Here is a 22,321-nt window from a genome sequence, read left to right on the forward strand (position 1 = left end):
TTGTTTTGTTTTATTAAATTCTAATAATTTCCGAACAAGTCTAATAAATATTTAGTAATAAATTTAATTAGAATTTTTTAAGATATTTTATAAATTACAATTCTATTTTTCCGACTCTTTTAGCATGTCTGCCACCTTCAAATTCTGTATTTACAAATGCTTCAACACAAGCCAGCCCTAAATCTTCACCTAAAACTCTCGCTCCTAACGCTATAATATTTGCATCATTGTGAAGTCTTGAAAGTTTTGCTGTATATTCATTGTGGCAAAGAGCCGCACGAATTCCCTTTATTTTATTTGCAGCAATAGAAATTCCTATTCCAGTTCCACAAATCAAAATTCCAAATTTTGCTTCTCCATTAAGTACTTTTTCACTAACTTTTTTCGCAATATCAGGATAATCCACCGAATCTAATGTATCAGTTCCTACATTCATAATTTCATACCCTTTGCTTCTCAATTCTTCCATAAGTTTATTTTTAAATTCTACTCCCGCATGGTCATTTCCAATTGCTATTTTCACTTGTAAAACCTCTTTTCTTTTTTATTATTTAGTAATTTTTTTCAGCAATTCATTTGAAATTCTTTTTAATTTCCCGTTTTCATCCACAAAAACATTTACAGTTTCAGCTTTTGCCTTTAAAACATTTTCCAAATTATACATTTCATACGAAAATTTGATTTTAATATTATTAATTTCTTCAATTTTCACAAAAATTTCGATTTCCTCATCATACTGTGCCGAATTAACATATTCAATATTTAAAGTTTTTACTGGCAATATAAAACCCATATCTTCCATATTCTTATATGGAAAAACATCTCTAAAATATTCAGTTCGTGCCATTTCCATCCATTTCAGATAATTTGAATGATAAACAACTCCCATTTTATCAGTATCATAATAATAAACTCTAAGTTTAAAGCTCTTCTTTTTCAAATTGGAAGTTTTCATAAATTTACTCCTTATTTTGTCAAAATTATTCTAAAAATAATAAAAATTTACCAACTTACATTTCCTTAACTTCAATTTTTACACTTTTTCTGTCTTTTTTTCCAATTGAAGACATAAGAACTCTAAGAGCAGTGATAATTCTCCCATTTTTACCAATAATTTTCCCCATATCATCTCTCATTACATTAATCGTAATGTCCACAAATTTTCCTTTTTCATTACTCTCAACTGTATAATTTTCAGTCGAATCCAACAGATTCTCAACCCAAAAATCTACTGTTTCAAAATATTTACTCATTCTAATTTTTCCCTCCATAATTTTTTGATTTCTTATACTAATTATACCATATTTCAATCTTCTTACCAAATTTTGTTTTTAAATTTTTTACACTTGACAATCCCCAAAAAACTTGATACAGTCTATAAAGATACAAATTTAAAAAGGAGTTACAAATAATGGATTTAGAAACTATCGAAAATCATTTCGATAACGATAACAAAAAAAATATTAATAATGAAACAAACATTGATACAGTCGCTTCCACTTCTCTTGGAAGTGCAGTTTGTGAAACAATTTTGCCATCTGTTCCGCTTCAATCGCTGGAGACTATTGAAAAAAGCATTCAGAAAAAATATCGTTCAGCACTTTGGACACCATTTGTAAAAGCATTAAAAGAATTTGAAATGGTTAAGGATGGGGATAGAATTGCAGTGGCTATTTCTGGGGGAAAAGATAGCCTTTTACTGTCAAAATTATTTCAGGAATTGAAAAGAGCCAGCAGAACTAATTTTGAAGTTGTATTCATTTCAATGAATCCCGGCTTTAATACTGCAAACTTAAATAATTTGAAAAAAAATCTGAAACATCTGAATATTCCATGTGAAATTTACGATGACAATATTTTTGAAGTTGCTGAAAAAATTGCAAAAGACTACCCCTGCTACATGTGTGCTAAAATGCGGCGTGGTAGCCTTTACACGAAAGCGACTTCACTTGGTTGTAACAAACTTGCACTTGGACACCATTTTGACGATGTTATCGAAACCACTCTAATGAGTATGTTTTATATGGGAAAATTTGAAACAATGTTACCAAAATTAAAGTCCGATAATTATGATATAGAATTAATCCGTCCTCTATTCTACGTTGAAGAAAAAGCCATTATAAAATGGGTACGAAACAACGGAATCCTGCCAATGAACTGCGGCTGCACTGTAGCTGCCGAAAAAACTTCCAGCAAACGCCGTGAAACTAAAGATTTAATTGCACAGCTTGTAAAAAGTAATCCAGACATAAAAAAACGTATAATTCAATCAACACAAAATGTAAATTTAGAAAAAATATTAGGCTGGAAAGATTCAGATGGAAAATATTCTTATTTGGACAAATTTTAAAAAGAAAGGCTGAAAAATATGGAAAATAATCAAAAAGAAATGAAAAGCTGGGAATACATCATTCAAACAAAAAAAGAACACATTGATTTTATTAACAAAATTATAGAAGCATACGATGGCTTAGGAAATGTGAGAACTCTTGACAATCAAAACGGATTAATAAAAATTCTCACAAATTCATATCTTTTAGATGATATGGACAAGGCAATAGAAACATTAAGACAAAAAAATATTGAAATGGAAATTCTGGAAAGAAGAGAATGGCTTGGAGTATTATAATTCCAAGCCTTTTTTGCTTATAAATTTTTCAATAATAATTTGACTTTCCTTTTATATTAGTATATACTGTATATACAAAATGATAATTATTTTTTATAGAAAGAAGGAAAAATATGAAAGCTATAAGTTTAAGATTAGATGAAGATATGTTAGATGAAATAAGAGAAGTTTCAAAAATTTATAATATTACTGCAACAGAATTGATAAGAGAAGGAATAAAAAATATTCTTACTAATAAAAAAAATGATATTTATTTCAAATTGATTACCAATAAGACTGAATGTGATGAAAAAGAAAGTGCAGAAATAATGTCAAAAATTAATAATTTATCTGAAGAAGATTTGACAGTTACAAGAGAAGAGATATTCGAAATTTAAAATTTATAAATTAATTAGAGGAGTTTTTTTTGTGTTAAAATTAAAAATAAAATTTATTTACAGAAAAAAAGCAGATAAATTTTTTAATAAACATCAAGATATAGAAGAAAAATTTAAAAAAAATATAATCTCGGATTTAAAAGGAAATACAAATATTGATATAAAAATATTAAAAGGTTACACAAATTTATTGCGAATGAGAATAAATTCATACAGAATTATTTATCACGTATATAAAAATGAGATTATAATAATCGATGTGATTGATGCTGGTTCAAGAGGACAAATTTATAAAAATAAATAATTTTAGAAAGTAAAAGCCCTCAATATGAGAGCTTTTTCAATATTAAAAACTTAACTTTCCAAAATTCCAATAAAATCAATAAATTCCTGAACAGAAAATTCCTCAGTCCGTGCAAGCCGTGTCTTTCCAACTTTTTCTAACGCATTTCCTACTACATCCTTTGAAAATCCTAATTTCATTAAATTATTAGCAATGCTTTTTCTCTTATTAGAAAAGGCTTCCTTTAAATATTTAAAATATTTTTCTTCTGAAATCTGGCTTTCGTATCTTTTATCTTTCAAAATTTTTATTCCTAAAAATGCTGAATCAACTTTTGGAACAGGATCAAATTTTTCTTTTGGCACAGTAAATAAATACTCTGTTTCAGCATAAAACTGGACAGCGTGTGTAAGTAAACTCATATTTTTGCTATGAGGCTGTGAGGCAATCCGCTCTGCCACTTCCTTTTGCACCATCAAATAAATTTCATCAATATTCTCACGATATTCTAGCAATTTATTAATAATTGGCGAAGTTATATAATACGGAATATTTGCCACAACTTTCACATTTTTTTTACTTTTATTTTCTTCGTTTTCAAAAAATTCTTTCAAATCCACTTCCATAAAATCCTGATGAATCAACTTAAAATTTTCCTTTTTTTGAAATTTTTTATTCAAAAATGGTATCAAATCATCATCTATCTCAAAAGCAGTCAAAAATTTAGAATTTTCAATCAATTTTTCTGTCAAAAATCCCAAACCTGGTCCAATTTCAAGTACTTCTGTTTTTTCATCAATATTTGCCACATCCAAAATGTCATCCGATAAATTGCTGTCATTTAAAAAATTTTGACCATATTTTTTCTTAGCCTTATGATTTTCATTTTCAATATTTTTATTTTTTTTCTGATATTTTTCTTTTTTTCTTTTCAATATTTCTCCTTATTCAAACAATGATGGCTCAGCAATTCCAACATATTCAAGATTTCTGTAATTTTCATTGAAATCAAGTCCGTATCCTACAACAAATTCATTTGGAATTTCAAACCCAATATACTGAACATCAACTTCCACTTCTCTTCTTTCAGGTTTATCCAATAGTGTACATAATGACACTTTCTTAGGATTTCTGCTTCCTAAAAGCTGTAACACCTTTTTCAATGTAAATCCTGAATCAATAATATCTTCCACAACTAAAACATTTTTCCCGCTAATCGTACTTCTTAAATCTTTCAAGATTTTAACTTCTCTTGAAGTTTGAGTTCCTTCCCCATAACTTGATGCCTCTAAAAAATCAATCTCAAGAGGTAATTTTATCTGCCTAATTAAATCAGCCATAAATACCATAGAACCTTTTAAAAGACCTACTACTATTAACGGCTCATTTTCATTTTTAAAATCTTCAGTAATTTTTTCCCCTAGTTCCTTTACTTTTTTTTCAAGTTCTTCCTTTGTTATTAACTGTTTTTTTATTCCAAATTCAAAATCTTTTGCCATTTTTTCTCCTTATTTTTTTATAATTTTCTCAATTTTCTAAAGTTAAAACTACTTTAATTAAGTTTCCATAAAGCTGATATTATAATTTAAAGTCGAATATTTCGATATTTTATTTAAATTAAATTTTTTAATTTTAACTATTGACTTTTTTAACTTTTATGCTATAATATTATTGTTAAAGGTTAGTTAAATTTATTTAGCAAACTTTTAGCTATATAGGGAAAATTTTTAATAAGTAAGACCATTTTATGAGATAGCCCAAAAAAACATTATTTATTTAATTTCCCTATATAACGGGGCTATCTCATAACTCAACAATTTTTCTGTTAAAAAAATTTATAAGTATAGCTTTTCTAATCAAATCTAATTTATTTAGATTTTTTTTTATTCAAAAATAATTTTTAATAAAATTAATACTCAAACAGTCGTTTTTTATTTAAAAATCACCATTTGAGTATTACTTGTTATTTATTTTTATTTAACTTTTTCTACTAATTTTGCAAATTCAGCAGGGTTATTTAATGCTAAGTCTGCTAAAACTTTTCTGTCAAGTTCAATCCCAGCTTTTTTAAGTCCGTTCATTAATCTTGAATAAGAAATTCCATTTAATCTTGCAGCAGCGTTAATTCTGATAATCCATAATTCACGCATTTTTCTTTTTTTCAATTTTCTATGTTCAGTTGCATAAGCCATAGCTTTTTTAACTGCTTCATTAGCTTTTTTATAATTTGTTTTTATAGCTCCTCTATAACCTTTTGCTTCTTTTAAAACTTTTTTATGTCTTTTTCTTCTAACTATTCCTGTTTTTACTCTTGGCATATTCTTTCCTCCTTAAATTTTAGCCGTTTTTTGTTCTTTATATTTAATATTTAGAACTAACTTCTGTCAATTTTTAATTTTGATTTTTTAAATAAAAAGCTGTTAAGTCTTGTTTTAAACTGCTTTTTTTTAACTTCACTTTTAAATAAAAGTCGTAAATTTTGTTAAATTGCTTCTTTAAAAATAAGTTTAAAGAAATTATTTAGACTATCTTCCTTCTTGTCCAGCCAATGCTTTTTTGATTTTTCTTTCAGCACCTTTTGGAGCGATTGCGTCTTGTCCTAGACGTTTTTTTCTTTTATGAGTCTTTTTAGTCAAGATATGGCTCTTTCCTGAGTGTCTTAAAGAAATTTTTCCACTTCCTGTAACTTTAACTCTTTTTTTTGTTCCTTTATGTGTTTTCATTTTTGGCATTTTTTTTCCTCCTAAATCACTTTTTTAAATTCATTGCCTATTTTTTAGGCGATAATAAAATAAATTTTTGAACCTGTTCTCTTCCGTATTTTTTCTCAACAGTTGCAATTTCTTCAAAATGGCTTGCAAACTCGTCTAATACTTTAATAGCAGATTCTGCGTGTAATCTTTCTCTACCTGTAAGTCTTAAGCTAACTTTTACTTTATGCTCCTTGGCTATAAATTTTTCAATTTGAGAAATTTTTGTTTCCTTGTCGTGTTCATCAATATGAGGTTTTATTCTTATTTCTTTAACAACAACATTTTTTTGTTTTTTCTTATTTTCTTTGTCTTTTTTCGTTTTCTCATACTTGAATTTTCCATAGTCCATAATTTTACATACAGGCGGTGTTGCATTTGGTGAAATTTCAACTAAATCCAATTCTTTTTCAGTCGCAAGTGCCAACGCATCTCTAGCCGACATAATTCCAAATTGTTCGCCATCATCACCAATGACTCTTATCTCTCTTGCTCTAATTCGTCCATTTATTCTTGGTTCATTAGATTTGTTATTTCCTCTTATAAAAAACACCTCCTAATTTTTTTACAATAAAAAAACAAGATATAAGAAACCTTGCTCAATAGTTATATAAATAATTTTCACAACAAAATAAGGTATAAAAAACCTACTTTAATGCACAAAATAAAAATAACTAATACCCAACTCATCTTGACAAATAAAATTAATTACTTTATTTTTTAATAAAAATTGATGGAAAGGTGAGAAACAATGTTTCTACTTCTAATTTAATTACCTAAATAGTTTATCATATTTTATTTTATTTTGCAAGGAAATTTTTTTTATTATTTACTTCAAAAAGAATATATAGTGAAACTTATACAAAACCGACCTAAAAATAGGGTATAATAACTTTATGGCATATGAAAAAGATTATAGGAAAAGAATTTTAAATTTTTATTACGAAAATGGAAAAACAAAAACATTATTTCAGTTCAACATAAGTTCCAACACATTGTACGGATGGATAAAACTTAAGAAGGAAACAGGAGATCTTTCATCAAGAACACGGAAAAGAAAATTTAAGGTGTTAGATCCTGAAAAACTTGACGAATATATGAAAAATCCAAAGAATGCAGATAAATACATCCGTGAAATATCAAAAGATTTTGGCTGTGGAAAGGAGACAGTGAGAGCAGCACTGAAAAAATTAGGATACACAGGAAAAAAAAACAGACAAAATACAGGGAGCAGGATGAGAAAAAAGTAAATAGATATTTAAAAAAATTATTAGAAGCAGGTTCAGGCAGGGAAATAATCTATATTGATGAAACAGGCTTTGACGAATATTACTACCGTGAATACGGCTGGAGTAAAAGGGGAATATCTATTGAAGGGAAGAAAAGAGGATTAAGATATTCAAGAATAAATCTGGTTGCTGGAAAAATAGGGAATGCACTGATAGGAAGTATGATATACAGGGAAACAATGGAAAGTGAATTTTTTGAAGAATGGTTCAGGGAAATACTTTTAAGAGATATTGAAAAATTAGGGAAGAGAGTTCTAATAGTGATGGATAATGCCAGATTTCATAGAAAGAATATGTTAGAAAAGATAATTAAGGAAACGGGTCATTGTCTATTATTTCTTCCGCCATATTCGCCGGATTTAAATCCAATAGAAAAATTATGGGCTAATATGAAGAAAAAATTAAAAGACATAGCCCATAATTTTAATACACTAGAAGAAGCTGTTACTTCTGTTTTATTTAATAAATTAGTTCAGTTTTAAATAGGTTTTACTATAATATTAAAAAAATTAGATTAACGAGGTATAATAAATATAGAAGAAAAGAGTTAAAGAATAACAACTTATATTGGAGTCAAAAAGAAGAACCAATAAAAGAAGTTGATTTAAAAACTTTAACAATAATTTAAGGAGTTAATCCTAAAACTTTTGAAACAACTGGCTATATTGAATCTAAAGATAAAAATCACAAATATCGTTACGGGAAAATAATAACTGACTAAATATTATAACAATTTACTAATCTTAAAAACTGGTAAAAATTAAACAATTTTAATATTTTTTATGCTAAAAAAATGATAATGGGAAACTCTATATCATTAAGATTAAAAATTTCCCATTATTTTTTAAGAAAATTACAAGCTAAATAAGTTTATTGTTGAATATTTTCTTCTTTACTTGAATTTTTTTCCATTGTTTTTTTAACAACTTTTTTTACTTTTTTTGTATCTTTATTCACAAAAACAACCTTTTTTACATCATCATAAGTTTTTGCAAAGTAGAATTTCATCTGATCTGCAATCTCCTTTGGCAATTCCTCAGTATCAACTTTATTATCAAAAGGAAGTACAACGTCTCTTATACCAACTCTATGGGCTCCGATTACCTTCTCCTTAATTCCACCAACTGCCAGAACCTCTCCAGTAATCGTAATTTCTCCAGTCATTGCTACATCCTGCCTAACTTCCTTATTAGTCAATACTGAAATTATTGCTGTTGTAATCGTAATACCTGCCGATGGTCCATCTTTTGGAACTGCTCCTTCAGGAAAGTGTAAATGGACATCTGTTATTTCATTGAATTTTTCCTTTATTCCAAGTTCATTTTTTATGTGCCTTACGTAAGAATATGCCACTCTAGCTGATTCTTGCATCACATCGCCCAATTTTCCTGTAAGCTGTAAAATTCCTTTTCCTTCCATTTTTACTGCTTGAACTTCTAGAGTCGTGCCTCCGACAGCTGTCCACGCAAGTCCATTTACAACACCGATTTTACCTTCTTTTTCCTTAACTTTATCTACTCTAAATTTAGCATTTCCTAAATATTTTTTGATTTTTGCTTCAGAAACAGAGATTTTTTTGCTGTCAGATTTTGATACAAGTATCTCTTTAGCTATTTTTCTGAATAATTTACCAATTTCTCTTCGTAAATTTCTAACTCCAGCTTCTCTTGTGTATTCGTTTATAATTTTCATAATCGCTTTATCAGAAAATGAAATTTTAAATTCTTTTAATCCGTTTTCTTCTTGTGTTTGCGGTATTAAATACCTTTTTGCGATATTTAATTTTTCAAACTCTGTGTATGATTCGATTGAAATAATTTCCATTCTGTCACGAAGCGGTCCTGGAATTCCTCCCAAATCATTTGCTGTACAAATAAAGAATACATTTGACAAGTCAAAAGTATGATCAATATAGTGATCTTCAAATGAGTTATTTTGTGCAGGATCTAAAACTTCCAGCATTGCTGAAGCAGGATCTCCTCTAAAGTCAGAAGCCATTTTATCAATTTCATCAAATAGCATTACTGGATTATTTACTCCAACTTGTTTCAATGAATTTATAATTCTTCCTGGCATTGCTCCCACATAAGTTCTTCTATGCCCACGAATTTCAGCCTCATCTCTTACTCCACCAAGTGAGATTCTTGTGAATTTTCTATTCATCGAACGTGCCACCGAATGTGCAAGCGATGTTTTTCCGACACCTGGAGGTCCCACAAGACAGATAATTGAACCTTTCAATGTATTATTTAATTTCTTAATTGCCAAAAATTCCAAAATTCTTTCCTTAACTTCTTCCAGCCCGTAATGATCCTCATTTAGAATTTTTTCAGCTTTTTCAATATCAATTTCATCATTTGAAGAAACTTCCCATGGCAATTCGAGTACAGTCTCAAGATATGTTCTAATTACTGAAGATTCTGCAGAAAAGTCCGGCATTTTTTTCATTCTAGAAAGTTCTTTTACCAATTTATCCTTCAAATCTTGTGGAACTCTAGCATCTTGAACCCTTTGATCCAGCTCTTCCAATTCTTCTTCAGAATCGCTTCCTTCTCCCATTTCTTCACGCATTACCTTTATTTTTTCACGCAAATAATAATTTTTCTGAACTTCTGCCATTTGCTCTTTTACACGATTTTCAATTTCTCGCTCAAGTATAAAAATCTCAATTTCTCTTTCAAGAATACCCAAAATTTTATACGCCCTTGCTTCCACATCAAGCGTTTCAAGCAACTCCTGTTTCGTTTCGACTGCAATCATCAAGTTTGTACAAATCAAATCAAAAACCTTGTCAATATTACTAATTTCTTTTATATTGTAAATAATATCAGGCAATACTTTATTAGTTTTTTGTGCATAATTTGAAAATTCATCGATAACCCTACGTTTTAGAGCTTCTGCTTTACTTTCGTCAATTGGTTTTGAAAAAATTTCTTCATATTCAGCATAAACAACGCCTTTATCATCTTTTGGAAATTGATTGATTAAAACCCTATGTTTTGCCTCAACTAGAACTTTTACATTTCCATTTGGCATTTTTACAGTCTGTATTACATGAACCAGTACTCCTGTTTCATACACATCTTCTGGAAATTTTGGCTCTTCTACATTTGCATCTTTTTGTGCTGAAAGAATTAGCTTGTTGTCAAATCTTTCGATTGCTTTTTCAAGACTTTTCAGACTTAACTGCCTACCGATAAAAATCGGAGTTACAACACCTGGAAATACAACTAATTCTCTTGTAGCTATAAATGGTTTGTTTTGCATAATTTCCCCTTTCATACTTTTGTATTAATTTAATCATTATTCAACAATTACTTTCTCTTTATCAGTAACTGCTTCTTTAGTAATTATTACTTTTTTAACATTATCTTTTGATGGAATTTCGTACATTAAATCAGTCATAACACTTTCGATAATGGAACGAAGCCCCCTCGCCCCAATTTTTCTTTTCAGTGCCAATTGTGCAATTTCTGTAATCGCATCCTTCTCAAATTCCAAATCCACATTTTCCATCTCAAAATATTTTTTATATTGCTTAACAAGCGAGTTTTTAGGCTCTGTTAATATTTTAATCATAGCTTCCTCGTCAAGCCCATGAAGTGCTGTGATTACTGGTAACCGCCCAATTAATTCAGGAATTAGCCCAAATTTTATTAAATCTTCGGGCAATACATTTTCAAATAAAGTCAAATCGTCCAATTTCGTATTATTTGTTTCAAGTCCGAACCCAACTCTCTTTTCATTAACTCTGTCTTTAACTTTAGCTTCCAGTCCTTCAAATGCTCCACCAACAATAAATAAAATATCCTTTGTATTAATTTCAATCATTTCCTGATTTGGATGTTTTCTTCCACCTTGTGGAGGCACGCTCGCAACAGTACCTTCAATAATCTTAAGTAACGCCTGCTGAACTCCTTCTCCAGAAACATCCCTTGTAATTGACATATTTTCCGATTTTCTAGCAATTTTATCAATTTCATCAATATAAATTATTCCATGCTCTGCTGCTTCAATATCATAATCAGCCGCTTTTATCAGTTTTAAAAGTACATTCTCAACATCATCCCCAACATATCCAGCTTCCGTCAATGTCGTTGCATCTGCAATCGCCAAAGGCACATTCAATGTTTTCGCCAGTGTCTGTGCAAGCAAGGTTTTTCCACTTCCAGTAGGCCCTACTAGCAGTACATTTGATTTTTGAAGCTCCACATCATTATCTACATTTTTCTGTTTGTGCATTATTCTCTTAAAATGATTATAAACCGCCACAGACAACACCTTTTTAGGCTGTTCCTGTCCGATAATATATTCATCAAGTTTTGCCTTTATTTCTTTAGGCTTTAACAGCGTGATTTCCCTGTTGTGTTCATTTTCATCATATTCCCTAAAACTGTCCAGCAATTCAGCACTATCTTCTATACATTCATTACAGATAAACACACCATCCTCTTCAGGACTTTGTATCAACCGTTCCACTTCATGCTCTTCCCTGCCACAAAATGAACAGTAATTTTTTTTCTTATTTGCCAATATTTTTCACCTCATTTTTTCTTTATATCTAATTTACTATTAACAATAAATTTATTTAGCAACTTCATCAAGATGTTATACTTTCAAAAAATTAAATACAATCTTTAAATATTTATGTAAATGATTTTTCTTTAGATTTTACAAATTGAATTATATTATATAGATATTTTTTCTTTTTTCTACGTAAAGGGGATCAATCGCCATCCCCTTTACAATCCCCGCTCGTCTAAGCATTTTTTGAAAATAAAAATTAAACTCACTTCGTTCAGACAGAAATTTTTATTTCCAAAAAATCACGACATTTTTAATCCAATTATAAAAACCTTTATAAGAAATACTTAACGATAAATTTTTAATTTAAGAACTGTTTTTAAAGTTACCAAATAAGTTTTACAATATTTTATCTATCAATCCGTAATTTACAGCTTCCTCTGGTGACATAAAATTATCTCTTTCAGTATCTGCATAAATTTCTTCTACTGATTTTCCAGTTGCTTCTGATAAAATTTTGCTTGTTATTTCCTTCATTCTTTCAATTTCTTTTGCTTGAATCTGAATGTCTGTTGCTTGACCTCTTGCTCCACCTAGTGGCTGGTGAATCATTATTCTTGAATTTGGTAATGAGTATCTTTTTCCTTTTGCTCCAGCTGACAATAATACTGCTCCCATACTTGCTGCTTGTCCCACACAGACTGTAGAAACATCGCTTTTAATGTGACGCATTGTGTCGTAAATTGCAAGTCCCGCGGTAATTACTCCACCTGGACTGTTTATATACATAACTATATCTTTTTCATTATCCTGTGCATCTAAAAATAACAATTGAGCGACAATTGCATTTGCCATTCCATCCTCAACTTCTCCACTTACAAAAATTATTCTATCCTTTAAAAGTCTCGAATAAATATCATAGCTTCTTTCCCCACGTCCATCATTTTCAATAACTACTGGACTATATACTGACATATTATTTCCTCCTCTTTCTGTCAATTTTTCTTTCATTTTCTTATTTTTCTCATTATTGTAAAACTATCGTAAAATTATTTTAAAATTTTACAGCTTTAAATATAGAGAAAAAGAATTTCGCAATAAATTATTTTATCACAAAATTCTTCTAAAATCAAAATATTCTTTTTATTTCGTAATTTTCTCGAAATTACTATTTAACTTTTGCTTCATTTACTAATAAATCAATTGTTTTTTGATTTACTAATCTGTAGTTTGTTTCATCAATGAATCTTTCATAGTTTCCATTTTTTCTTACATCAGAAAGTAATGTTTCCTTGTCAATTCCATACATTGCAGCTAATGTTTCAATTTCTTTTGTTATTTCGTCGTCAGTTGTCTTGATTTCTTCAGCTTTAGCGATTTCAGCTAATACTAGTTCTGTTTTTACAGCTCTTTCAGCATTTTCTTTTGCACTTTCTCTCATTGTTTCTAATGTTTGTCCAGTCATTTGGAAATATTGCTCCAATTTCATTCCTTGCATTTGTAATTGTTGTGCGAATCTATTGATTTGGTAGTCAATTTCTCTTTGAACTAATGCTTCTGGAACATCAAATGTAATTGCATCTACAACAGCTTCTACAACTTTGTTCTTAAAGTCATTTTCAGCTCTTGCTTCTTCTCTTTTTGTAATATTTTCTCTAGTTTTATTTGTCATATCTTCAACCGAGTCAAATCCTAATTCTTTTGCCAAGTCGTCATTTAATTCAGCTTCTTCTTTTCTCTTGATTGAATTTACTTTTACTTTGAATAAAGCTGGTTTTCCTTTTAAGTTTTCAGCGTGATATTCTTCTGGGAATGTAACATTTACGTCAAATTCGTCACCTTTTTTGTGTCCTACGATTTGATCTTCAAAAGTGTCAATAAAGCTGTGAGAACCTAATGTCAAGTCATACCCTTCAGCTTTTCCGCCATCAAATGCTTCTCCATCTATAAATCCTTCAAAGTTAATGTTTACAACATCATCATTTTTAGCTTCTTCATTTTCTTCAACTTCTTTTAATTTTGCTGCATTTTCTCTTAATTTTTCAATTTCTTCGTTTACTTTTTCGTCAGTAATTTCAACATTTTCCTTTTCTACTTCCACACCTTTATATTGCCCTAATTCAAATGAAGGTAATACAGGTATTGTAAATACTACTTCAACTTTATCATCGTTAAGTTCATATTTTTCAAGTTTAATATCAGCGATTGGTCTTAATTCATTTTCTGCAACCGCTTTTCTATATTCATCAGAAATGATATGATTTAAGATTTCTCCTTCGATTTCTTTTTTAAATTTATTTTCAATTACTTTCGCAGGTACGTGTCCTGGACGGAAACCATCTACTTTTGCATCTTTAAAATGTACTAAAACATGTTCTTTTAAATGTTTTAATTCTTCCCCTTCCCTAACTGCTGATACTTCATAAGTAGACTCGTTTAATTTTTTTACTGCCATTTCCTTAATTCCTCCTAAAAATTTTTATTATTTATAATTTAATTAATTAACTTAGTTATTTTACTTAAAATCTTTTATTTTCAGCTCAATAAACAAATCTGAATGAACAGACTTAAATATTGGTGTATAAACTATTTTAAATTTTTTCTTATAAAAATTATTCATCTTTAATTTATGTCCTAAATTATATCCAATTACTGAAATAATCCGATTATTTTTTCTGACAAATCCTTTGAAATGCCGATTATTTATCCCAAATTTTGTTAAATTAAAAAAATTCACATCAGAATCCATAAAATTAGGTTCCTGATTATCCAATCCAAAAGGGGAAAGCCTGTTTATTTCATGTAATTTTCGCTTGTTTAAATTCTCGATATTCAGCCAGGCATCCACGTACAATGTTTTTTGGACATTTTCCCTGTTTTTTCTTGCCAGTTTTTGCCGCAAATGTTTTTCAATTTCGCCTAAATATTTTTCCGAAACAAGAAATCCAGCTGCCAAGTCATGCCCTCCAAACCGCTCCAGCTTGTCCGACACACTTTTTAAAATATCAAAAATATTGATTCCTTCGATACTTCTGCAAGATGCCTTTCCATATCCGTTTTTTATTGAAATAAGAATCACTGGAATATTATACTTTATGGAAATTCTTGAACAAACTACACCAATTACGCCAGAATGCCATTTTCGACTTTTCATAAAAATGTATTTTGGACGTTCCAGACGCTGTATTTTTTCCTCCAGCTCGCTGTAAATCTCATTTTCCAGATACCGTCTGATTTTATTCGCACGTTTCATTTCCTCAATTATTGAGAAAAGCTTAAAATCATCTTCCTGAATAAAGAAATTTACAACAATTTTAGAATTATCAATTCTTCCAAGTGCATTAAAAATTGGTGCAATGAAAAATCCTATATCGCTCGTCGTTATATTTCTCGGATTTATTTTCAAATAGTTAATAATATACTTCAAACCTTTTATTTTGGTTTTTTTTAGATTATTTAACCCTTTTTTTATAATAAATCTGTTTTCATCTGTCATCGGCACAACATCTGCAACCGTCCCAATCATTATTATATCCAGATAATCATATAATATTTTTTTATTTGCACCATATCTTTCATAAACTGCGTCGGCAAGTTTAAATGCTACTCCTGAACCTGACAAAAACTTATTTGGATAAGTTTTACTAGTTTTTGGATTTATTGTAAGAATATCCATTTCTTCACAAACTTCGACTTGTCTATGATGATCTGTTATAATTATATCAATGCCGTTATTTCTCAACATTAATATTTCTTCCCGATTATTAATCGAAGTATCGACTGTTATAAACAATTTTGCTTCCCTTTTTTCCAGAAAAGTCACAAGATGCTTATTTATCTCAATTCCTTCATGAACACGATTTGGGATATAATAATCCACATTTAGTCCCAATTTTCGTAACATTATTACTAGATATGCCACTCCAGAAATTCCATCTACGTCATAATCTCCATAAACTACGATTTTTTCCTTGTTTTCCCCAGCCTGCTGTATTCTTTTCACAACTTTTTCCATATTTTCAAATAAAAATGGATTATGAATATCTTTTTTATCTGAATTTAAAAATTTAGAAACTTTTTCTTTTGTATTAATTCCACGATTCAAAAGAAGTCTTGAAATTAATTTACTTTCACCAAATTCAAAACTTTTAGATGCCAGATATTTTTCATCATAGTTTTTTATTTCCCATTTCATTGCAAGATTAATCGCTTTCTTTTTGTATAGTTGAATTGCCTTAAAATCTAAACTAAACAATTTTCCAAAATATTTTTAATAAATTTAGAAATTTTTGATTTCAAAGCAATTCTATTTATGCTATTCGATACTATCGTTTTCCTTTTTTATTTCATTCAATATCGACGCAATCTTTACTCCATATTCAACACTGTCATCCAAATGAATTCTAACTTCTGGAACAAATCTTATTGACAGCTGCGAACCAATCTGTTTTCTAAAAAAACCTTTTAACTTATTCAAATCTTCAGCGATTTTCTCTCTATTTACGTTATCTTTTAAATCCAGTATTGAAAAAGTCAAGTCAAGATACCGTCCGTCTTTTGTCAATTCAACCTTGTGAATAGATACAAGATTTTTTATTTTATCATTTTTTACCTCTGTCAAAAGCGTCATTCCGACAATTCTTGATATTTCCTTTTCCAATCCCTTTTTTCTTCTATCATTCATAACAATTATCACCTATCTATCCGTTATCTTGGGATTTCTTCCATAATATACGATTCGATAATATCTCCAGCCTTAATGTCATTAAAGTCCTGAATACCGATTCCACATTCTTGTCCCATTACAACTTCCTTAACATCATCCTTAAACCGTTTCAATGAACCTAATTCACCGTCAAAAATAATAATTCCATCACGAATTACACGAATTTTCGAATCTTTCGTAACTTTTCCGTCAACAACAACTGCTCCTGCGATATTTCCAACATTTGATACTTTAAACACTTGCTTAACTTCAATTCTTCCGTAGTAAACTTCCTTAAATTCTGGATCAAGCATTCCTTTCATCGCTTTTTCAATTTCTTCAGTTGCGTGGTAAATTACGTTGTAGTTTCTAATTTCTACTCCAGTTTTTTCGGCAATAATTCTGGCTGGTGTTGTTGGACGCACGTTAAATGCGATTATAATTGCATTTGATGCTTCTGCAAGTTTTACGTCCCCTTCCGTTACAGCTCCTGCACTTCCCTGAATTATATTAATTACAACTTTTTCTGTATTTAATTTTTCAAGCGATTCCCTCAATGCTTCAACTGATCCTTTTGAATCGGCTCTTATGATACATTTCAATTCTTTTAATTCTTGCTCTTCCAGTTCTTGAGATAAACTTTCCAGTGAAATATGTTTTTTCTTGTTTTGTTCGTTTACTTTTCTTTCTCTGATAAAATCTTCAACAATTTTCTTAGCCTGTTTATCACTTTCTACACCATACAAAATATCTCCCGCATTTGGAACGACATTAAATCCTGTAATTTCAACTGGCTGTGAAACAATAGCCTTGTTTATTTTTTTACCTCTGTCATCAAGCATTGAACGGACTCTACCATGAGATTCCCCTGCTACGAACACATCTCCAATTTTAAGCGTTCCTTCTTGCACAAGCACATCGGCAACTGCTCCCATTTTTGGATCCAGTCTTGATTCTACAACAACTGCTTTAGGACGTTTGTTTGGATTAGCTTTTAATTCTTCAAGTTCCGCTGTAATTAATATTGTTTCAAGAAGTTCTTCCAAATTAATTTTCTTTTTGGCAGAAATTTCAACAAATTCAGTAGTTCCTCCCCATTCAGGCGACATCAAGCCATATTCAGTCAATTCAGTCCTAACTTTCATAGTATCCGCACCTGGTTTATCAATTTTGTTAATTGCAACAATTATAGGAACGTTGGCTTCCTTAGCATGAGAAATAGCTTCCACAGTTTGAGGTTTTACCCCATCATCAGCGGCTACAATCAGAATCGAAATATCCGTAATATTCGCTCCTCTTGCTCTCATTTCAGTAAACGCCTCATGCCCTGGAGTATCAATGAATGTAATTCTCTGCCCCTTCCAGTTTACTTGGTAAGCCCCGATTTTTTGCGTAATTCCTCCAGCTTCATCACTCATAATATTTGTATGTCTAAGTGCATCAAGCAATGAAGTTTTCCCGTGGTCAACGTGTCCCATTATTGTAATTACAGGTGCTCTTGTAACAAGTTCAGCTTCCTTATCTTCTTGCTCAAGATGATATTTTTCACCATAACTAACTTCTTCAATTACTTCCTTTTCCACAATTACTTCATAGTCAAGTGCCACTTCTTCAGCTTCCTCAAATGATAAAATTGCATTCGCAGTAAGCAGTTTCCCTTCCATAAAGAATTTCTTAATTATGTCAGATACATTGATTCCCAATTTTTCAGCTAGGTCTTTAATAACAATTTCTTCTCCAATTGTTATCATTCCTATGCTCTCTCCTTCAATTCTGACAATTTCATCTTTGACAGCCTTTTCCTGTTTCTTGTTTTTCTTTTTCTTTTTGTCATCTTTTCTAAAGTCAGAACGAAGTTCTTTTTCCTGCTGTTCTCTGTCTCTTCTATTTTTCTCGTATTTTTTCTTATCGAATTTTCCTTTTCCTTTTCCGCCAGCTCTTCCTTTTTCAGCCACTGTAGATGCTGGAATTTCCGATTGTGTCTCTTTTTTATTTGAAAAGTTTCGGTTGTCTCGTCTAAAGTCATCTCTATCCCTGTTAAATCCACCTCTATCAGAAAAATTACGGTTGTCTTGTCTGTCTCTAAAGTTTCTTCCACCACTTTGATTATCTCTATCTCTGTTTTGGAATCCTCTATTATCTCGATTCTCTCTATTGTCCCGAGATTGATTATTTCCATCTTTATTAAAATTTCTATTATCTCGTCTGAAATTATCTCTTCCATCTTTTCTAAAGTTATCTCTATTTCGGTTATCTCGTCCTTGATTATCCCGATTTTGGAAGTTTCTTCCACTATTTTCTCTGTTATCTCGATTATTGTTATCTCTATCTCTGTTAAAATTACGGTTATCTCGATTATCTCGAGATTGATTGTTTCCATCTTTATTAAAGTTTCGGTTGTCTCGTCTGAAATTATCTCTTCCATCTTTTCTAAAGTTATCTCTGTTTCGGTTGTCTCGTCCTTGATTATCCCTGTTTTGGTAATTTCTTCCGCTGTTTTCACGATTATCTCTGTTTTCTCTATTTTGAAAATTTTGCTTTTCTTTGTTTACATCATTCATTTTATTATTTTGACTACTCAAATTAGCTTTCATCTCCATTTTCTTTTGATTTTCTTTTTTATCAAATTTATTTGACTGTTCAAATTTTTGATTTTGCTTATTATCTAAATTTTTTTCTGAATTTAGTTTACTATTTTTGTTTAATGGCTGTTTTGCATTTTTTTTGTAATTTTCATTATTTTTATTTTGTTTAGCATTATTTTTTTGAATGTTTGAATGGTTGCTTACCTTCGGTGTACTATTTTCCTTGGTTTTCATTTCATTTTTATTCAAATTTTCAGGTTTGCTTTTATTACTGTTATTTTGATTACTTTGGATATTTTTTTGAAGATTTTTTCTAATTAAAGATTCTTCTTCGCTGCTTAATACATTCATATGATGTTTTTTACCTTTTACACCGATTTTAGCAATATCCTCAATAAACTTAGCAGTTCCGCTATAACCTAATTCTTTTGCCAATTCATGTATTTTCATCCATTCATCACCTCCACTTTGCTTAATATTCCTTTTATTACTTTCTTGTCAAAAATACCGACAACGTTTACATCTCTTGAAAAAAGTTCTATTAATTCAGCTTTTTTTTCAATAAATACAATTTTAAAATTAAATTTCTCACTTAATTTTTTAAATTCTTCAATATATTTGGACTTTATATCTTTTGGAATAACTACAAGTTTTATCTTTTCCCGTTTTATTCCATCAATAGTCTCATCTATTCCAAAAACAAAATATTCAGAATTTTTCATCGGCTTTAAAATATCAATTATATTTTTCTTTTGCTTTTTCATTTCCTCTAGCATTTTCACAAGATGTTCCATCTCAATGTTGTATTTCTTATGTTTTGACAACTTTTCAATACATTGAACCGTTTTACATACGTAAAATCCTCTTGCCTGTATTTTCATTTCCTTATCAAAGACATATTTCCCATCTCGCTCAGCTACACGGAAAAATTCAGGCTTTTCACCTTTTTTTCGACAGCAAATACACATTCTTTCAGGTATTTTCATTTCTTTATCTTTTAATGTATCCAAACTCTCTAATCATCTCCTTGTTCGATACAATCTGAATTTCAAAAATTACTTTTATTTTAAAATTATTTTTGTTTTCAGAATTTTCTAATAATCTTCATTTTTATTAAGTCCAGCAAATGCACTTTCCTCTTCATAATCTTCATCCGTTTCATCAGAAATTTCGGCTTCATCAGCATTGTCGATATTTTCAAATTCAGATTCTTCTAAATCACTTTCAACTGAATTATGAAATGCAGTTTCTTCTTCCAATTCATATTCATCATTTTGCTCTATTTCAAAAGGCTCTGTATGAATGTCAATTTTCACTCCACAAAGTCTTGCTGCAAGTCTTGAATTTTGACCTTTTTTACCTATCGCAAGTGATAACTGGTTTTCAGCAACTAAAACTTTTGCTATTTTTGTATTTTCCTCTTCTCCTTCAACAATTTCCACAAGCAAAACTTCTGCAGGATTTAAAGCATTTTTTACAAATTCCCTTATATCTTCGTTCCAAAGCACAATGTCAATTTTTTCTCCACGCAGCTCGTCAATAATATTCTGTATTCTCATTCCATTACGTCCGATACACGCACCTTTTACATCCAGATTTTCATCTTCCGAATAAACTGCCACTTTTGCACGGCTTCCAGCTTCCCTTGCTATATTTTTTATTTCAATTATTTTTTCTTCAATTTCAGGAACTTCCAATTCCAGCAAGCCACGAAGCAATTCTTCAGATTTTCTTGAAACAAAAGTTTTTGTAAACTTAGTTGATTCCTCCACATTTCCAACGTAAATTTTAACTCTTTCATTTTGTACAAAATTATCCGTTGGCGATAATTCCTTAAATGGCACAATCGCTTCAAGCCCGTTTATATCAATATATAAATTCCCCTTTTCATCGGTTTTTCTAACATTTGCTGATACAATTGAATTTTCAATTTCCTTAAATTTGTTAAAAATATTTCTTTTTTCACATTCCCTAACTTTCTGCACAACAATCTGTTTTGCATTCTGAATTGCATTTCTCTTAAAACTTTCTGCATTAATTTCTAAATCCAGAATATCTCCCAGCTTAGCACGTTTTTTCACAGAAATTGCATCTTCTAGGCTAATTTCCTCATCTGGATTTTCCACATTTTCTACAATTAGTCTTTGTGAAAATACTTTTACATCTCCACTGTTCCTATTAATCGTTACTTTTACATTGTCCTTTTCGCCATAGTTTTTTTTATATGCCGCAAGCAATGCAGTTTCTATAGTTTCAAGCAATTCTTCCTTTAATATTCCTTTTTCTTTTTCAAGCTCATCAAGTGCTTCCAAAAAAATTTTCTGATCTCTTCCTCTCATTAGTTCTCCTCACCGTTTAATACACCATTTGGTATTTCATATATCAAATTCGCCTTCTTTAATTTCAAAAGCGGTATTTCCACAACTTTCCCCAAATTCTCATCCAAAAGGAAAATCGTATCATTTTCAAATTTTTCAAGTTTTCCTAAAAATTTCTTTGCCCCATCAATATTGCTTTTTGCCTGAACATTGATTTTCTCCCCCAAGAATCTCAAAAAATCTTTAGGCTTCTTCAATCTACGCTCAACCCCTGGAGTAGAAACCTCCAAAAAAAACTTCTCATCTATCAGGTCATCAGCAACCCCGTCAATCTCACGACTAAAATCAATACAATCATCAAGTGTAGTCGTACTTCCATCTTCCTTTTCCACATACACTCTCAAATAATTATACCCGCCATCCCTGACATATTCCAAATCCGCCAATTCCAGCTTCATCTCTTTTAAATGCAATTCGATTCTCTTTTCAAACTCATTTAAAATCTGCTCCATAAAATTACACCTCATATCTAAAACTAAAGAGTGGGCTAACCCACTCTCTACCTAAAATTATTTTCTGTAACTATAATAACACATTTTCGCTTTTTTTTCAACCCCCTATTTTTTTTATAACAAAAAAAACAACCTTATACAAAAGTTGTTGTTTTTTAAACCTTATTTTAATGGATAAATTACTTTAACTTTAGTAGGACCTAGTGGCTCAGGAAAATCCACTATTGTTTCAATCCTTGTTTTAATGGATAACTTACTTTAACTAAAAGATCCTGATGAGCTTCTAATTGGATTAGATATGTTTCAATCCTTGTTTTAATGGATAACTTACTTTAACTTTTAATTTAGA

Annotated in this window: 24 protein-coding genes and 1 CRISPR repeat array (1 of these 25 cut by a window edge); of the genes, 6 read left to right on the forward strand and 18 right to left on the reverse strand. The window is 30.1% G+C overall.

All coding sequences use genetic code 11. From position 1 onward, the window contains the following. Positions 1-94 precede the first annotated feature (94 nt). Genes rpiB through LEBU_RS06425 form a run of 3 tightly spaced genes read right to left on the reverse strand, consistent with a single transcriptional unit; the run spans position 95 to position 1,253 of the window. Positions 95-523, reverse strand: a complete 429-nt coding sequence (gene rpiB, locus LEBU_RS06415; RefSeq protein WP_015769527.1) for a ribose 5-phosphate isomerase B — start codon at positions 521-523, stop codon at positions 95-97. 24 nt (positions 524-547) lie between these two features. Beyond that, entirely contained in the window at positions 548-955 is a 408-nt protein-coding gene (locus LEBU_RS06420) for an acyl-CoA thioesterase (RefSeq protein WP_015769528.1), read from the reverse strand. 55 nt (positions 956-1,010) lie between these two features. After that, a complete protein-coding gene (locus LEBU_RS06425; RefSeq protein ID WP_015769529.1) occupies positions 1,011-1,253 on the reverse strand; it encodes a KH domain-containing protein in 243 nt (80 codons plus the stop codon). Between the two features lie 158 nt (positions 1,254-1,411). On the opposite strand from LEBU_RS06425, the gene LEBU_RS06430 reads away from it, so the two are divergent. From LEBU_RS06430 to LEBU_RS06445, 4 genes are all read left to right on the forward strand, one after another. Continuing rightward, the gene (locus LEBU_RS06430) at positions 1,412-2,350 is read left to right on the forward strand and encodes a tRNA 2-thiocytidine biosynthesis TtcA family protein (protein WP_015769530.1); all 939 of its coding nucleotides are present in this window, start codon (positions 1,412-1,414) and stop codon (positions 2,348-2,350) included. Between the two features lie 18 nt (positions 2,351-2,368). Then, the gene (locus tag LEBU_RS06435) at positions 2,369-2,629 is read left to right on the forward strand and encodes a DUF4911 domain-containing protein (protein ID WP_015769531.1); all 261 of its coding nucleotides are present in this window, start codon (positions 2,369-2,371) and stop codon (positions 2,627-2,629) included. Between the two features lie 113 nt (positions 2,630-2,742). Further along, a complete protein-coding gene (locus tag LEBU_RS06440) occupies positions 2,743-3,006 on the forward strand; it encodes a hypothetical protein (RefSeq protein ID WP_015769532.1) in 264 nt (87 codons plus the stop codon). Positions 3,007-3,037: 31 nt separating this feature from the next. Then, the gene (locus LEBU_RS06445; protein ID WP_015769533.1) at positions 3,038-3,310 is read left to right on the forward strand and encodes a type II toxin-antitoxin system RelE family toxin; all 273 of its coding nucleotides are present in this window, start codon (positions 3,038-3,040) and stop codon (positions 3,308-3,310) included. Positions 3,311-3,360: 50 nt separating this feature from the next. On the opposite strand, the gene rsmA is transcribed toward LEBU_RS06445, so the two are convergent. The 5 genes from rsmA to infC all read right to left on the reverse strand — a co-directional run bounded on the left by rsmA (position 3,361) and on the right by infC (position 6,592). Next, positions 3,361-4,224 (reverse strand): 16S rRNA (adenine(1518)-N(6)/adenine(1519)-N(6))-dimethyltransferase RsmA, encoded by an 864-nt coding sequence (gene rsmA, locus LEBU_RS06450; protein ID WP_015769534.1) that lies wholly within the window; start codon positions 4,222-4,224, stop codon positions 3,361-3,363. A 9-nt stretch (positions 4,225-4,233) separates the two neighbouring features. Then, positions 4,234-4,788 carry a hypoxanthine phosphoribosyltransferase gene (hpt, locus tag LEBU_RS06455; RefSeq protein WP_015769535.1) on the reverse strand — a complete coding sequence of 185 codons (555 nt, stop codon included), beginning with the start codon at positions 4,786-4,788 and terminating at the stop codon, positions 4,234-4,236. 474 nt (positions 4,789-5,262) lie between these two features. Then, entirely contained in the window at positions 5,263-5,607 is a 345-nt protein-coding gene (gene rplT, locus LEBU_RS06460) for a 50S ribosomal protein L20 (protein ID WP_015769536.1), read from the reverse strand. 207 nt (positions 5,608-5,814) lie between these two features. After that, positions 5,815-6,021 (reverse strand): 50S ribosomal protein L35, encoded by a 207-nt coding sequence (rpmI, locus tag LEBU_RS06465; RefSeq protein WP_015769537.1) that lies wholly within the window; start codon positions 6,019-6,021, stop codon positions 5,815-5,817. Positions 6,022-6,058: 37 nt separating this feature from the next. After that, the gene (gene infC / locus LEBU_RS06470) at positions 6,059-6,592 is read right to left on the reverse strand and encodes a translation initiation factor IF-3 (RefSeq protein WP_015769538.1); all 534 of its coding nucleotides are present in this window, start codon (positions 6,590-6,592) and stop codon (positions 6,059-6,061) included. A 343-nt stretch (positions 6,593-6,935) separates the two neighbouring features. Here infC and LEBU_RS12265 point away from each other — a divergent pair, with 343 nt between their 5' ends. Both LEBU_RS12265 and LEBU_RS06480 read left to right on the forward strand, forming a co-directional pair. Beyond that, positions 6,936-7,289 (forward strand): IS630 transposase-related protein, encoded by a 354-nt coding sequence (locus LEBU_RS12265; RefSeq protein WP_041760588.1) that lies wholly within the window; start codon positions 6,936-6,938, stop codon positions 7,287-7,289. After that, on the forward strand, positions 7,235-7,810 hold the full coding sequence (locus LEBU_RS06480) for an IS630 family transposase (RefSeq protein ID WP_238974539.1): 576 nt from the start codon (positions 7,235-7,237) through the stop codon (positions 7,808-7,810). Before LEBU_RS12265 ends, LEBU_RS06480 begins: the two co-directional genes overlap by 55 nt. 388 nt (positions 7,811-8,198) lie before the next feature. On the opposite strand, the gene lon is transcribed toward LEBU_RS06480, so the two are convergent. The 10 genes from lon to LEBU_RS06530 form a co-directional block, all read right to left on the reverse strand. Then, positions 8,199-10,595 (reverse strand): endopeptidase La, encoded by a 2,397-nt coding sequence (lon, locus tag LEBU_RS06485; RefSeq protein ID WP_015769540.1) that lies wholly within the window; start codon positions 10,593-10,595, stop codon positions 8,199-8,201. 36 nt (positions 10,596-10,631) lie between these two features. After that, on the reverse strand, positions 10,632-11,861 hold the full coding sequence (clpX, locus tag LEBU_RS06490) for an ATP-dependent Clp protease ATP-binding subunit ClpX (protein ID WP_015769541.1): 1,230 nt from the start codon (positions 11,859-11,861) through the stop codon (positions 10,632-10,634). Positions 11,862-12,251: 390 nt separating this feature from the next. Then, positions 12,252-12,827 (reverse strand): ATP-dependent Clp endopeptidase proteolytic subunit ClpP, encoded by a 576-nt coding sequence (gene clpP / locus LEBU_RS06495; RefSeq protein ID WP_018450081.1) that lies wholly within the window; start codon positions 12,825-12,827, stop codon positions 12,252-12,254. Positions 12,828-13,020: 193 nt separating this feature from the next. Further along, positions 13,021-14,307, reverse strand: a complete 1,287-nt coding sequence (tig, locus tag LEBU_RS06500) for a trigger factor (RefSeq protein ID WP_015769543.1) — start codon at positions 14,305-14,307, stop codon at positions 13,021-13,023. Positions 14,308-14,367: 60 nt separating this feature from the next. Beyond that, positions 14,368-16,107, reverse strand: a complete 1,740-nt coding sequence (recJ, locus tag LEBU_RS06505; RefSeq protein ID WP_238974470.1) for a single-stranded-DNA-specific exonuclease RecJ — start codon at positions 16,105-16,107, stop codon at positions 14,368-14,370. 60 nt (positions 16,108-16,167) lie between these two features. Continuing rightward, a complete protein-coding gene (gene rbfA, locus LEBU_RS06510) occupies positions 16,168-16,536 on the reverse strand; it encodes a 30S ribosome-binding factor RbfA (protein ID WP_015769545.1) in 369 nt (122 codons plus the stop codon). A 23-nt stretch (positions 16,537-16,559) separates the two neighbouring features. Continuing rightward, positions 16,560-19,592, reverse strand: a complete 3,033-nt coding sequence (gene infB / locus LEBU_RS06515) for a translation initiation factor IF-2 (protein ID WP_015769546.1) — start codon at positions 19,590-19,592, stop codon at positions 16,560-16,562. After that, on the reverse strand, positions 19,589-20,152 hold the full coding sequence (locus LEBU_RS06520) for a DUF448 domain-containing protein (RefSeq protein WP_015769547.1): 564 nt from the start codon (positions 20,150-20,152) through the stop codon (positions 19,589-19,591). Before LEBU_RS06520 ends, infB begins: the two co-directional genes overlap by 4 nt. An 84-nt stretch (positions 20,153-20,236) precedes the next feature. Beyond that, the gene (gene nusA / locus LEBU_RS06525; protein WP_015769548.1) at positions 20,237-21,481 is read right to left on the reverse strand and encodes a transcription termination factor NusA; all 1,245 of its coding nucleotides are present in this window, start codon (positions 21,479-21,481) and stop codon (positions 20,237-20,239) included. Next, positions 21,481-21,972, reverse strand: coding sequence for a ribosome maturation factor RimP (locus LEBU_RS06530; protein WP_015769549.1), 492 nt, complete (start codon positions 21,970-21,972; stop codon positions 21,481-21,483). The genes nusA and LEBU_RS06530 overlap by 1 nt, the downstream gene beginning before the upstream one ends. Before the next feature lie 152 nt (positions 21,973-22,124). Next, positions 22,125-22,321: a CRISPR direct-repeat array (repeat unit 37 nt; unit sequence GTTTCAATCCTTGTTTTAATGGATAACTTACTTTAAC); it runs 440 nt beyond the window's last position.

This window comes from Leptotrichia buccalis C-1013-b, from assembly GCF_000023905.1.
GTDB classification, from domain to species: domain Bacteria; phylum Fusobacteriota; class Fusobacteriia; order Fusobacteriales; family Leptotrichiaceae; genus Leptotrichia; species Leptotrichia buccalis.

Coding starts and splice junctions, on each gene's coding strand:
- LEBU_RS06420 (WP_015769528.1), bottom strand. CDS start 955: ATGAAAACTTCCAATTTGAAAAAGAAGAGCTTTAAACTTAGAGTTTAT.
- LEBU_RS06425 (WP_015769529.1), bottom strand. CDS start 1,253: ATGAGTAAATATTTTGAAACAGTAGATTTTTGGGTTGAGAATCTGTTG.
- LEBU_RS06430 (WP_015769530.1), top strand. CDS start 1,412: ATGGATTTAGAAACTATCGAAAATCATTTCGATAACGATAACAAAAAA.
- LEBU_RS06435 (WP_015769531.1), top strand. CDS start 2,369: ATGGAAAATAATCAAAAAGAAATGAAAAGCTGGGAATACATCATTCAA.
- LEBU_RS06440 (WP_015769532.1), top strand. CDS start 2,743: ATGAAAGCTATAAGTTTAAGATTAGATGAAGATATGTTAGATGAAATA.
- hpt (WP_015769535.1), bottom strand. CDS start 4,788: ATGGCAAAAGATTTTGAATTTGGAATAAAAAAACAGTTAATAACAAAG.
- rplT (WP_015769536.1), bottom strand. CDS start 5,607: ATGCCAAGAGTAAAAACAGGAATAGTTAGAAGAAAAAGACATAAAAAA.
- rpmI (WP_015769537.1), bottom strand. CDS start 6,021: ATGCCAAAAATGAAAACACATAAAGGAACAAAAAAAAGAGTTAAAGTT.
- LEBU_RS12265 (WP_041760588.1), top strand. CDS start 6,936: ATGGCATATGAAAAAGATTATAGGAAAAGAATTTTAAATTTTTATTAC.
- lon (WP_015769540.1), bottom strand. CDS start 10,595: ATGCAAAACAAACCATTTATAGCTACAAGAGAATTAGTTGTATTTCCA.
- clpP (WP_018450081.1), bottom strand. CDS start 12,827: ATGTCAGTATATAGTCCAGTAGTTATTGAAAATGATGGACGTGGGGAA.
- tig (WP_015769543.1), bottom strand. CDS start 14,307: ATGGCAGTAAAAAAATTAAACGAGTCTACTTATGAAGTATCAGCAGTT.
- rbfA (WP_015769545.1), bottom strand. CDS start 16,536: ATGAATGATAGAAGAAAAAAGGGATTGGAAAAGGAAATATCAAGAATT.
- infB (WP_015769546.1), bottom strand. CDS start 19,592: ATGAAAATACATGAATTGGCAAAAGAATTAGGTTATAGCGGAACTGCT.
- nusA (WP_015769548.1), bottom strand. CDS start 21,481: ATGAGAGGAAGAGATCAGAAAATTTTTTTGGAAGCACTTGATGAGCTT.
- LEBU_RS06530 (WP_015769549.1), bottom strand. CDS start 21,972: ATGGAGCAGATTTTAAATGAGTTTGAAAAGAGAATCGAATTGCATTTA.